The organism is Burkholderia sp. PvR073 (assembly GCF_054055695.1).
Genome location: NZ_JBSRXO010000001.1, coordinates 240,661 through 253,298 on the forward strand (window position 1 = coordinate 240,661; position 12,638 = coordinate 253,298).

The 12,638-nt window shown below is 61.2% G+C and carries 9 protein-coding genes and 1 pseudogene; 6 read left to right on the forward strand and 4 right to left on the reverse strand.

Going from position 1 to position 12,638, the window contains the following annotated elements:
* Window positions 1-6 precede the first annotated feature (6 nt).
* The 5 genes from ACVK00_RS01015 (at window position 7) to ACVK00_RS01035 (ending at window position 8,388) form a co-directional block, all read left to right on the forward strand.
* A complete protein-coding gene (locus tag ACVK00_RS01015; protein WP_456826938.1) occupies window positions 7-3,291 on the forward strand; it encodes a hypothetical protein in 3,285 nt (1,094 codons plus the stop codon).
* Window positions 3,292-4,328: 1,037 nt separating this feature from the next.
* Window positions 4,329-5,759 (forward strand): AbiJ-related protein, encoded by a 1,431-nt coding sequence (locus tag ACVK00_RS01020; RefSeq protein ID WP_354123125.1) that lies wholly within the window; start codon window positions 4,329-4,331, stop codon window positions 5,757-5,759.
* A gap of 328 nt (window positions 5,760-6,087) precedes the next feature.
* Window positions 6,088-7,008 (forward strand): nuclease-related domain-containing protein, encoded by a 921-nt coding sequence (locus tag ACVK00_RS01025; RefSeq protein ID WP_354123300.1) that lies wholly within the window; start codon window positions 6,088-6,090, stop codon window positions 7,006-7,008.
* Between the two features lie 169 nt (window positions 7,009-7,177).
* The gene (locus tag ACVK00_RS01030; RefSeq protein WP_059898116.1) at window positions 7,178-7,450 is read left to right on the forward strand and encodes a DUF1488 family protein; all 273 of its coding nucleotides are present in this window, start codon (window positions 7,178-7,180) and stop codon (window positions 7,448-7,450) included.
* Window positions 7,451-7,812: 362 nt separating this feature from the next.
* The gene (locus ACVK00_RS01035) at window positions 7,813-8,388 is read left to right on the forward strand and encodes a hypothetical protein (protein ID WP_354123126.1); all 576 of its coding nucleotides are present in this window, start codon (window positions 7,813-7,815) and stop codon (window positions 8,386-8,388) included.
* 202 nt (window positions 8,389-8,590) lie between these two features.
* On the opposite strand, the gene ACVK00_RS01040 is transcribed toward ACVK00_RS01035, so the two are convergent.
* Window positions 8,591-9,247 (reverse strand): TetR/AcrR family transcriptional regulator, encoded by a 657-nt coding sequence (locus ACVK00_RS01040; protein WP_175742110.1) that lies wholly within the window; start codon window positions 9,245-9,247, stop codon window positions 8,591-8,593.
* A 437-nt stretch (window positions 9,248-9,684) separates the two neighbouring features.
* Here ACVK00_RS01040 and ACVK00_RS01045 point away from each other — a divergent pair, with 437 nt between their 5' ends.
* Window positions 9,685-9,927: a hypothetical protein gene (locus tag ACVK00_RS01045; protein ID WP_175742108.1), complete on the forward strand. Its 243-nt coding sequence runs from the start codon at window positions 9,685-9,687 to the stop codon at window positions 9,925-9,927.
* Between the two features lie 137 nt (window positions 9,928-10,064).
* Here the strand turns inward: ACVK00_RS01045 and ACVK00_RS01050 are convergent.
* The 3 genes and pseudogenes from ACVK00_RS01050 to sucC form a co-directional block, all read right to left on the reverse strand.
* Window positions 10,065-10,403 (reverse strand): annotated as a pseudogene (locus ACVK00_RS01050) (methyl-accepting chemotaxis protein); the annotation flags it as partial.
* 110 nt (window positions 10,404-10,513) lie between these two features.
* Window positions 10,514-11,395 (reverse strand): succinate--CoA ligase subunit alpha, encoded by an 882-nt coding sequence (sucD, locus tag ACVK00_RS01055; RefSeq protein ID WP_212214713.1) that lies wholly within the window; start codon window positions 11,393-11,395, stop codon window positions 10,514-10,516.
* 69 nt (window positions 11,396-11,464) lie between these two features.
* The gene (gene sucC / locus ACVK00_RS01060) at window positions 11,465-12,631 is read right to left on the reverse strand and encodes an ADP-forming succinate--CoA ligase subunit beta (protein ID WP_354123127.1); all 1,167 of its coding nucleotides are present in this window, start codon (window positions 12,629-12,631) and stop codon (window positions 11,465-11,467) included.
* Window positions 12,632-12,638: the final 7 nt, after the last annotated feature.

Below are 12,638 nucleotides of genomic sequence, written 5' to 3' on the forward strand. Positions count from 1 at the left end.
GCTCCCATGGACAAGGAAAGCAGAACACCGAGTTACAGGGAGTTCATGCGCGCTCGGCGCCCACAGTTGTACTCCGACACGCTGCATGCTGAAGTCGGCGAGATGGACCGGCGCCAGTTCGAGTTCCACCTGCAGTCACTCACAAGCCGCAAAGAAGAAACCGCGTTTGAGAACTTCGCGCGGGTGCTGGCTGAAAAGGAGCTTTGCCCGAACCTGATTCCGCAGACCGGGCCCACGGGGGGCGGTGACAGCAAGGTAGACACGGAGAACTATCCGGTCGCGCCGGCAATTGCGACGCTCTGGTACGAGGGTGATCCGGCATCAGCCGGCCAGCGCTGGGGCTTCGCCGTAAGTGCCAAGGCAGACTGGAAGCCGAAGGTCCGCTCCGACGTCGCCAAAATCGTCGCGACGGGCCGCTCGTACACCCTGATCTATTTCATCTCGAACCAAGCCATCAAGGACAAAGACCGCGCCGAGATGGAGGACGCCCTCACGGCCAAACATGGCACGCAGGTGCGTATCCTTGACCGTAGCTGGATTATCGAGAAAGTCGTTCGGCATCGGCGATGGGACATCGTCTCGGAGACTCTCCAATTCGAGCTCACGCACAGGGTCGTTTCGCCCCCCGGGCCGCTGGACGCCGGGAGACTCCGCGACCTAGAGACGCTCGACAAGAAAATCGAGGCGGCGGCCGCGTCAACTGTCACGCTTGAACTGGTCGAAGAGAGCTTGCAGTCGGCGCTGCTCGCGCGAGGCCTTGACCGGCCGCGGCACGAGGTCGACGGCCGCTTCGACCGTGCCGAGCGTCTTGCGCGCAAGACCAGCAGCAGACAACTCCAGCGCATCTGGTACCAGAAGGCCTGGACCGCTCTGTGGTGGTTCGATGATGTAGACGAGGCGACGCGAATCTACGATCTGCTGGCACCCGAGGTGCAGGCGTCCGACTGGATTTGGGACGTCGACGACCTCGTCAACCTTTGGCTGGCCCTACAGACTGGGAAAGCTCCGGACGAAGCACGTACCGGCTCGTTGCGCGCTGCACTGCAGCGCCACGCTGATGACAAGTCCAAGGAGACGAGCTCACTGTGGGCGCGGACACAGCTGCTACAGATGAATCTGGTTGCGGGCATGCGTTCAAAAAGCGATCTGCAGCCTACCCTTGCTGCCTTGCGTCAGGTTCTGGGCGAGGTGCGCAGGCAAATCGAGTTCCCAATAGAGCCTGTCGTTCGCATCGTGCGGGAACTCGCGAACGTCATCGGCGACTCACCAGGCTACGACGAGCTGCTGGACGCTGTCATCGACATTGAGCGTGAGAGGAACGGCGACCGCGTCGCTGGCGAGCTGCAGTTGGAGCGCGGACTGCAAAAGCTTAAGCGCAAGAAGGCCTACGACGCGATTGACGACCTAGCCAAGTCGCAACTGCTCCTCGCGCAGGACGACAGCCGCGACGAGTTCATCGCTGCCCTGTGCGGCACGGGTCTGGCATACGAGTCTGCTGGCCTTCTCTACGCAGCCAGGGCGAACCTGTTGTCCGCGCTGGACCGCTGCTTGTACTCCTGGTTCAAGGAACGAGCGATCGACCGTCGCGCGCTGCCGCTTCTGAAGAAGCTGGCATGGCTGGAACTGCAGCTCGGTCGCGTGCCTTACGTACTTACCTGGGTGAAGTGGTTTGCGCCTATCCAGGTGGCGCTGAGCCTGAACGAGGCCGACACAAAGGAGTTGGAAGAGGAAGTCCGTGCTATCGACCGAGTCCTGGGCATCCTGATTCTGCGCACCCCGCATGAGGATTGGACTTCGCTTACGCGGCTTCCCGATCTGCTCTCTTCGCTGGGATTGGAGATGTCCCGCGCAGCCTCCCTCTTCATGCTCGGGTACGAGGATAAGGTGCGCGAGGAGTACGGGACGGCGGACGACGACCTGAACCAGTTCGTCTCCGAGTGGCTTGCCGCTCCGGCCGCGGCGGACCTTCCTCGGCAGCCAGCTTGGCACTTCGGCACGACAACCATGACGACCGCCATCCTAGGCTGCCAAGTTGATGTTGTCGCCCGAGGCGGCGTCGCCTCGGCATTGCTCGGCGAGAGCATCATCGCCTTTCTCGAAGCGTTCTACTCCACCGCCGTTCGCTCCAGGAACCTGCTCTCGCCCCGAGAGCGACTGGTCATCGAGGTGCGACAGTCAGAAGCAGCGAAGGCTCCGTTCGCTCATCGCCACGTTGAGGACGACTGCGGCGAGACGTCGCTCATCGTCACCCACCCGGTCTCTTCGGCCGCGAGTCTAGTCGGCACGGGATTCGACACAGCAATGATGGGGCTGTTCGCGCGCGTGACCTACGAGTTACTGCTGGGCGTCGGGCACGAGGACTTTGAGGAGATGCTTGCCAAGCATCGCGCTCAAGACCGGGCGTATCACGTAGCGCGCTCCATCGTCTCCGTCACGAACGTGCTGGGGAACTCGCCGCCAGGGCGTGCGGAAGACTGGGTGCAGGACGAGGTGCTTACGCAATACCCGCTGGTTCGCGAGAAAGCATGGGTACCCGCTGCGGCCTCCCCCGCGCCTGCTACGCCTGCTCCTAAGACGGAATCCACCTTCTCTGCGGACGCGCCGCCAGAGCAACTCTTCGGCGCGGATGCGGTACTGCATCGCGACATGACCGTCATGTCGCCCATCATCTTGCCCCTGTGGGACAAGGCCAAGTGGAAGGGCACCGGAGTAGCTCTGCCTGCGGCGCCTGGCGAGGTGGCGCCGCCGCTAATGGCGTTGGCATTCGAGAACATCGACGCGGGCCAGAAGATTTTCCGGGGCTGGCGCAAGAAGGCCGGCGCGGAAAATCGGGACGGGTGGCTTGGCGTGACCGTCATCACTGGAATTCGGCGTGAAAGCCCGCTGGACTATCGAGTGGCCATCGGCACCAGCGAGTCGTACATGACGACCATGATGGAGGGCAAGCGCATGTTCGCCATGGTCTACCGGATGAATGACATGACGCCCTCGTCTAGCCGCAATCTGGACGTCCTTCGAGACCATTTCGGGAGTGCAGGGTTCGTCTTCCTGATGCCGGTGGCGTTCAATCCAGCGTCGCCAGGCGTCATCGAGATGACAAATGAGAACCGTCAGTTGGGCATCAAGCTCTCGCACCTTAAGTTCATCCCGGCGTGGCAGATCGGGGCGACTTCACCTCTCATCACGGCCATGCGCGGCATCACTGACCCGGTCATCCCACATGGAGTCAGTGAAATCCCCTTCTTGCAGGCGATTGAGCGATTGGCGGCCAGGAAATCGGGGGCCGAGTAGGGCTCGCTTCAAGCACGCCGTCCGCTGCTGATGGACGGAGCCTCACGTTGGGGATTTGCTTCGTCGGGACTGGCTTCGTTGACCTCCTCTTTCGCCCCGACTCCTGGCCGGCCGCGCGCCCGATGACAACGGCTATCGTCCATTGAGGTGCGGTGGCCATCGAAGTGATTTGGTTTGCGCTGGCGACGACTGAGTACGCGGACGACGATGACCGACCAACGTGAGCGACGCTGAGCTTGCGGTACACCGCTCCTCTGGCCAGCAGCCGCGCAGCGGCCGCAACACCGGATAAGCGCGACCGGGAAGATATGCTTACGTAAGCGTCTCCATTTGAAAGTCGAGCATATCCATGGATGAGGATATGTTTACTTGAGAATTGCTTGTGAGGATATCCTCACGTGAGCAGAACCGGAATGGCCGGAGCCCCTGCCAGCTGTCGCTTGCCGCCCTTCCACCATTCCATGGTCGAATGGTTCCGATAGACGTTCGGGTCGCGGCTCTATCTTCGCCACCGCGCCGGACTGTCTCAACCCTACCCCCGTGGTCGTCCGGTTTTCCCCAGCGCGCCACCGGTCATGCCCGTTCGCGCCAGCGGTCACCACCGAAGCCCTTCAAGCGGAAGGGGCAGCTCTAGCGTTGGGCGGCCCGTGCTCGGCCAACGTGTGACGGGGAGGTATAGCATCCGTAGTGCGTCATCCCGCGAAAAATTGCATGCGGAACTCGGCTCGGAATATCTCCATAGCATCGAGAGGTCTTTTTCGGCCCAATCCCACACGAGTTATGTTCCGTTGAATGTCGGCACGCGAAAGTTCGTCTTCTCCAGACGCTCGTCGCGCCACGCGACGTCTCGTCGGAGGCTGCATGTCGCAGTTAGTCGCATTCAGGCTAATCTGAGACGTCGGAGCCGTCGCAGTCAGCACCCGGTGCCTCCGCCGAGCACACCGGCAAATTGCGACCGATCAGGCACGACCGCTAGTGAACCGGCTTCGCTTTAAAAGCTGTCAAAATATCCGCTCATGCAATATTGTGGAGACGCAATGCAGGCTTCACTCGTCCCTCTCGACACCTTGAGGGAGTACATCGCGCGGGCGGTCGCAGCAGCCAAGGCCTACGAGATTCCCGACGCATGTGTCCGCCTGGGAATTCAACAGGCGGTCGAAGATGGCGACGCGCAGGAAGCTTTCAACAGCAAGCGGCTGTACGTCCGGCACCGCATCCTCACCTGGAGCGAGCAAGCTCTTCTCGATTTGGCAATGCGGGTGCTGCGCGAGTACCCATCAGACGATCTCGCGGACACCGTGAGCGAGATGACGGTCCATGCGGAGCACCGAATAAGCGAGTTGGTCCGGCGTGATGTGCTCAAGGCCATCAACCACTTGGCATCCCTGTTCGGCGAGCTGCCATTGCTTGATTGCCTCAGCGAGGTATTCGGTGTCTCGGTCATCCGGGATGATCCGGATGGGCTCCTCGGCCGCACCAGTCTGTATGGACAGATAGTTCAACACTGCCTGGACAACGACGACTGGTCGCACGAACAATTGCTGACCCGATGCGGCGCACTGACGTGCAGCCAGACGCGCTTCGTCGAACTGCTGGCCAAGCTTCTGCACCCCATGACACGCCGCGACGCGGAACAAACGGAGTTGGCCACGGCAATTGGCACGGCGCTACGGCGGGACGGCTTCACGGTTCGGCAGACCGGCGTGGAGTCCGGGTACGCCATCTACGGCGTAGTCCGGGCGCAAGCGGGTGTTGCCGGAGCGATGAAGAACTTGATCTTCGCCTCGATCGGCGAGAAGCCGGAGCTGGTCTTTCTCGACGCGGTCAATAACGACGTCGAGATCGTCAAGCATGCCGACAAGGTGCTGGTCTTCGATCGCCCCCTGCCCAGTTCTGGCCTCCTGCTCTGGAAAGATCTGCGGGACTGGTATGCCGAAATACAAGGTATCACCGACCCCGGCAGCGCGAAGGATCAGTTATTCCGACGACTGCGTCAGGCCGTCCTCGGTGCCCGCTCTGCGGGGGAGTTCGCAGTGTTTCAAGGCTACTACGAGCGCTACGGTGTTTCGCTTGGCGATCGATTGCCGGCTCTCATCCCACAGGTCTATCTACACTACGACCCGTACACGCGGCGCCAGCGCGGCGATGAGCAGTTCCTTGTGCGACAGCGCATGGACTTCCTGCTGATGCTCGAGCAAGGTGTGCGCATCGTGATTGAGATTGATGGCCGCCACCACTACGCGGTACAGGATGCCTCGGATCCCGATCGGTTCATCGCGAACGCACCGCGCTACGCCGAAATGGTCGCGGAGGACCGTCGCCTACGGCTGACGGGATACGAGGTCTATCGCTTCGGCGGGTATGAGTTCATGGACGTCGACCTCGGACAACGCAAGGTCGGCCCGCACGCACAGCAATGCGTCGCTGAATTCTTCGATAGGTTGTTGGCCAGGCATGGCGTTCGGTAATCGATTCCGCACGCCGGTCTGCAAAGTTCCGCTTACTGGAAGTTTCGGTTTAACCATAGCGGAGCTTGAGATGTGCCACTGCATCCTGCGGACAATTAACCAGAAGGCGTCAGCGAAGCGTGCAGCGACATGCTGTTTCTTGCGGCTACAAACAGCTAAGGTAGACCAAGGCACTAGAAGATGACCTTGTCGCATTTTGCCTAACATGGTCCAATTGGGATTTCATCTGACCAATCATCGCGCATGACCATCGAGGTGTACTGCGGCGATCCAGAGGCACCACGCAACGCGGCCGAGCAGCGCGTACTAGCCAAGGGTTGTCGACATTCTGCAGCGGCGCGGCGACCCAGCCATCGTGCTAATCAACGTCCGATGTGGGGAGCGCGAATGTGACGTGCTGGTCAGCACGCCGCTTACGACGCTCGTCATCGAAGTGAAGCACTACCTGCAGCCCGTGGCGGGCGGCATGATCGACGCGCACTGGACGGCACGACGCACCGGCGAGCGCTGGAAAAATCCTTGCCTTCAGGTACGCCATACGATGCATGCGCTGAAGGACACGTTGCGCCGCTATGCCGGTCAGGATCCCGGCTATCCGCGTTGCGCCGTGCTGTTCGAAGGCGGCATTCCGCACGATTCACAGGTGCCGCCCAGCACCGACCGTATCGCGATCGCCGACGATAGTGGCCTTGAGGACCTGCTCGCTTGGCCTCTCATTGAGCGGGGTGATACCCGTCGATGGCCCCTCGCACTCTTACGGGCGTGGGCTCTCGAGCGTGGCATGGTCCCCGTCGGCGAGTCACTATCTGACTTACCTCACCCACGTGACGCCCGTCCGGTCGTGATAGACCTGACGCCATCTATCCAGCCGGCACCGGCTACGCGGGTTGTTCAGGCACGACCGGAGCGCCGACCGCGCCGGCGCTTCAAGCTGACAGTTGCAGCTCTGCTTGTAGCGAGCGTTATCGGCCCGTGGTGCTGGTCACGCCTACATCCCGCCGCAACCACGCAGACCGCGCAGCGCGCCAGTAAACGTGGAGCGTCACCGCAGCGCCATTATCGACATTCGGTCGCAGCAGTGAAAGCGCCCACCGCCCCGAGCCCTTCAGCGCCTCCGATTGCCCGGCCGGTTCCCACAATCGAATCACCGCCCCCCAGTGTAGGGCCCCTGCCCCCATGCCCGACGGGAATTGACCGGCTTGGGTGCTTACCAGATAGCGCAACGCTACGGCAGCTCCGTGGTGGTTAAGGCGCGCCGAGATAGCCTGGTCCCACAGCGCGTGGGGGCACATCCGCCGCCTCTACGGTGCCGACATCCGCTCCGGCCGACTACTCCGAGCTTCCAGGGGTTGAGAAAATCGTTGTCTCGCCAGTACGATGCAAGGCGTTACAGTTGAATCAGCAGGTAGCCCATAACCATGGAAGCAGCGCAGCTTCAACCCCGTGTCGCGCCGGACGGCCAAAGCATCACTTTCGTGCTGTCGAGCCGCGGTCGGAACATCGATTGCCAAGTGGCGCGCGAGGTGTTGGAGCAGCACTTCTGGGTGCCGCCCGGCGCCACCGAGACGCGAATTCTACGAGCGTTTGCCGACGGGCGCGGACGCATTGTTGCCATAGCAGAGCGCAAGATGCTCTCGCACGGTGGTGAACGGGTTGTGCTGACGATGGATGACTTCAGCAACCGCCAATAACCGGGACGAAACTGGATTGCACGGACCAGTACCTCCTTCATGGAGGAGATACATAGCAGCCAAGCTGCCTCACTCCAGGCCGTCGTTGCCGGCGCCCTTTCGTTCCACCGCGAAGGGGCCAAGATAGCGCACGTCATTTTCCCGTCGCCCGAGCGGGACATAACATCAGGCTGCTCCAGGACTCCAGCAAAGTGACGTCGCGGCTGCGAAATAGTGCTGCGGTGCCCTATGGCCTACAGATATGGGGCGCAATCCGTGGAGAGCCAACTTTGCCGGGGGGGCCCGACTACCAGCGAATATTTGCGCCGTCATGCCCAAGCAACGCAGCTATACGGGCCAAGTCCCACTCATCTGCGTTGCCCATGCAATCCAAAGTAACTCGAGAAGCTCACGCCGGAACCGTCGACGCACTGATTTCTTTCATGTATGACTGCCGGTTCGGCGCCTCAGACCTGACGGCTGCGACTGTTTCGCTCGCACTTGAGTACGCCTACCAACCTCACCCGCGCTTCTGGCGGGACTTCAACATTGCATTCCTCGTCCGGGCGCTCACTCTGTGTGTTCCCGATTGGCGCGCCGCCATCAATAGCGCCGGTCATGCCTCAGGAGGCGCGACAAGGCTGCTCGCGGACGTCGAGGAATACGTGCGCGTCAACGCGTTCGACGAAGCGAATGCCGAAATACTGAGGGCACTGCCCCGCCACATGCGACCGACGGACGGAGCCGCCGCGTTCGAATGCCTTTCCACTCAGTTTGCAAGGAAAGGGATGGCGGAAGAGCTCGAATTCGCGCGGCGAGATGGCGATGTCTGCGGCGACGGAGCGCTCGATATGTTGCACTGCCTCGAAGAAGCGGCAGTTGGTCGAAACGTTGAGCGGACGGGGATGCTCATTGCCCGCGTGTATCGCAACGCGGTCATGAAGGAGCATGCTGTGTAAGCGTCGTTCGGCTACGCGTCGCTCTGGCACACAGTGCTACGCGCCTGCGCACTCAATGCGCTGCATCCGCGCGACTTGCCGTCGTGCCTGGCTCGCCCGCCCCCCAGTGAAGCGATGTCGACTGGATCGATGCATACATGTCGTCGCGCCCATCAAGCGTGGGTCTATTGAAATTCGTTTGGCAAACCGAGCGCCCCATTCACTATTGCGGAGCGGTACAAAGCGCTCTCCATATCACCTTCGTCGCTGCGCGAAGCGCTTCGTGATCTGCCGCGGCGCTCCCCCTCACCGGCCGGATAAGCACAATCAACCCCGCCAAATGCGTATAGAGTAGGCGGCCACGCAGCGAGCACTCGTGCGCGGAAAGCAAAGGGTTGATCTTCACAACCAGGCTGGCGAAGGTTTTTTCGAACTGGCGATTGAACTTGGTCACCAGTTCCCGGGCAAATTCTTCCCGTTCGCCCATGCTCCATCCTTCGAGGCAAAACGGCGCGATGTGGGTACCGGGCTTCGTCAACTCATCGAAGGCCACATCGACGATGGCATCTAACCGCGCTTGCGGCGTGCGATCGTCGTCGTTGACCAAGCTTTCATACAGCGTTAGGTAGCGCGCTGCCACTGCCTCCATGGCCGCCCGCAACAAATCCTCACGGGCCGTGAAGTAGTGCTGCAAAGTCGCCATATGAATGCCGACCTCGCTCGCAACACGCCGCAGCGTGAACCCTACGTTGCCATACCGCGCAAGCACATCAATCGCCACCTCCAGGATTTCCGGAATTCGCGTCGTCCTGTTACCGCGACGCTTGGGCTCGTCGGGTCCCGCTTGACTACCCGCGAAGGTGATCGCCACCTGCTTCATGTGTAAGGACCTCCGGTGGGTTCGTGCCGTGTACAAGTGTGAATCTCTTGCCGGGCAGGGCCGGCGATATGACGTGTCGGAGCACTGTCACACAGTAAAGCATACGTGCCCTGACTGGTAATTACCAGTCTACCGACTGACATATTACGCATACGACCCCACAAGACCGCGCTTACATATGGAAAATCGGGTGTTTACCCGATTCGTGTTTGCTTGAAATACCAGTCACATGACTGTATAAATAAGTCACTTGACTGGTTTTGAGATTTTGACCTCGATCAAATGGGAACGGAGGCTCGACGCACCAGACGTCGTCTCCCTCCGGCCTTCGGCAACCCGCCCGCCGGCCTGCCAACGTATTTCGAGAACGTTGCCGCAGACGATGTGCGGTGTGGGTACAGGTTCCGACCTGTAGCGATGGGTCTTAGGAGTTTGCAATGAACGGCGGCGAAAAATCCTTGCGCAGGCTGGTCGATAAGTGGTTTGCGCCCACCCCGGCAATGCCGGTTCGGGTTAAGCGAGTGCGACTCAGCCGCACGCCTACGAACGACGCGCGCTGCATTTGTGTCGAGTCGGCGCGCCCGGCAGCGCCGTTGGCAATCTTCTTCTTCCAGCACGAAGACGGCTGGTGGTATGTATTTCCCCCAGCCACAGAACGACCTGCCATGCGCGCCGCGTGATATTGCGGGCCAGTCGAAACGCTTCGATTTTTGCCGGTTGCATCTGTCGCGGCTATGTCGTCACACACATCACCGTCGACGGAAGCGTCCGAACCCTCGACTTGTTGCAAATCGCACTCACGACGGTGTCCAACGTTCTACGAGACCTCGTGTGCGAAAGACCTTCTCCAGGGAGCAAATTCGGCATGCCGCGTAGATGCCGGTATGAAATCGAGCTTGAATACGCCCACCAATTCTGAGAGCTTGCCTGCCTGATCGTGCAGAGATTCGGCGGCCGCAGCGGCCTGTTCGACTAGCGCCGCGTTCTGCTGGGTTACCTGATCCATTTGCTCCATCACCTGGTTGACCTGCCCGATCCCGGCGCTCTGTGCCTGGCTCGCGTCTTTGACCTCACCCATGATGCGCTTCACCCGCTCCACGCTCAGCACGATTTCATCCATCTTCATGCCGGCCTGCGCCACCAGATCGCTGCCGATTCACACCTGTTCCACCGAATTGCCAAAATGGAGCGGCAGTGGTCGGCCGTGACATCGAGGCACGGCCGACCAGCTGCAAGATCAATGTTTCTACGGGAAAATCGCGTGGATCACAGAGAGGCCTTCAACAAACGGCCCATTTCCGACGGGTTGCGCGTGACGGTGATGCCGCACGCTTCCATGATTTCCAGCTTCGCTTCGGCCGTATCCGCACCGCCCGAGATCAGCGCGCCGGCGTGGCCCATGCGCTTGCCCGGAGGCGCCGTGACGCCAGCGATGAAGCCGACGACCGGCTTCTTCATGTTGTCCTTGATCCACTGAGCGGCGTTGGCCTCGTCCGGACCGCCGATCTCACCGATCATCACGACCGCGTCCGTATCCGGATCGTCGTTGAACATCTTCATGACGTCGATGTGCTTCAGACCGTTGATCGGGTCGCCGCCGATGCCGACTGCCGACGACTGGCCGAGGCCCAGCGCCGTCAGCTGTGCAACGGCTTCATACGTCAGCGTGCCCGAACGCGACACGACGCCGATGCGGCCCTTGCGGTGGATGTGACCCGGCATGATGCCGATCTTCAGCTCGTCCGGCGTGATCGTGCCCGGGCAGTTCGGCCCGAGCAGCAGCGTCTTGCGGCCTTCGCGGCGCATGCGGTCCTTCACTTCGATCATGTCGCGCACGGGGATGCCTTCCGTGATGCAGATCGCGAGATCCAGGTCGGCTTCGACCGCTTCCCAGATCGCAGCGGCTGCGCCTGCCGGCGGAACGTAGATGACCGAAACGGTCGCGCCGGTTTCTGCCTTCGCTTCCTTGACGCTCGCGTAGATCGGAATGCCTTCGAAGTCTTCGCCGGCCTTCTTCGGGTTCACGCCCGCGACGAATGCTTCGCGGCCGTTTGCGTATTCACGGCAGGCGCGCGTATGGAACTGACCGGTTTTGCCGGTGATGCCCTGCGTGATGACCTTCGTGTCCTTGTTGATCAGAATCGACATGTATTTTGACCTCTGTTCGATTGGCGTCGCGTATGAACCGCGCCGCCATGCGTGTTCATTAGCGCGCGCTTACTTGCCTGCGGCTGCCGCGACGACCTTCTGCGCAGCTTCTTCCATGCTGTCCGCCGAGATGATCGGCAGGCCCGAATCGGCCAGCATCTTCTTGCCGAGGTCCTCGTTCGTGCCCTTCATGCGCACGACGAGCGGCACGTTCAGGTTCACGGCCTTCGAACCGGCGATCACGCCTTCCGCGATCACGTCGCAGCGCATGATGCCGCCGAAGATGTTCACGAGGATCGCCTTCAGGTCCGGGTTCTTCAGCATCAGCTTGAACGCTTCCGTGACCTTCTCGGTCGTGGCGCCGCCGCCGACGTCCAGGAAGTTCGCCGGCTCGCCGCCGAACAGCTTGATGGTGTCCATCGTCGCCATCGCCAGGCCCGCGCCGTTCACGAGACAGCCGATGTTGCCGTCGAGCGAGATGTACGCGAGGTCGAACTTCGACGCTTCGATTTCAGCCGGATCTTCCTCGTCCAGGTCGCGGTAAGCGACGATTTCCGGGTGGCGGAACAGCGCGTTCGAGTCGAAGTTGAACTTCGCGTCGAGGGCGATGACCTTGCCGTCGCCGGAGACGTTCAGCGGGTTGATTTCAGCCAGCGACGCGTCGGTTTCCCAGAATGCCTTGTACAGGCCTTGCAGGATCGCGCGCGCTTGCGGGATCGAAGCAGCCGGCACGCCGATCTTCGCGGCGAGGTCGTCGGCTTGCGCGTCGAGCAGGCCCGTCGACGGCTCGACGATGACCTTGTGGATCAGTTCCGGGTGCTTTTCGGCGACTTCTTCGATGTCCATGCCGCCTTCGCTCGAACCCATCAGCACGATCTTTTGCGAGATGCGGTCGACGACGAGGCTGACATACAGTTCCTGCTTGATGTCGGCGCCTTCTTCGATCATCAGACGGTTGACCTTCTGGCCTTCCGGACCGGTCTGGTGCGTGACGAGCTGCATGCCGAGGATCTGGTTCGCGTATTCGCGAACCTGCTCGATCGACTTCGCCACCTTCACGCCGCCGCCCTTGCCACGGCCACCCGCGTGGATCTGAGCCTTCACGACCCATACCGGGCCGCCGAGCTCTTCCGCCACCTTGACGGCTTCGTCAACCGAGAACACCGGCTTGCCGCGCGGTACCGCGACGCCGAATTTCCGCAGGATTTCCTTACCCTGGTACTCGTGAATCTTCATGCGTGAT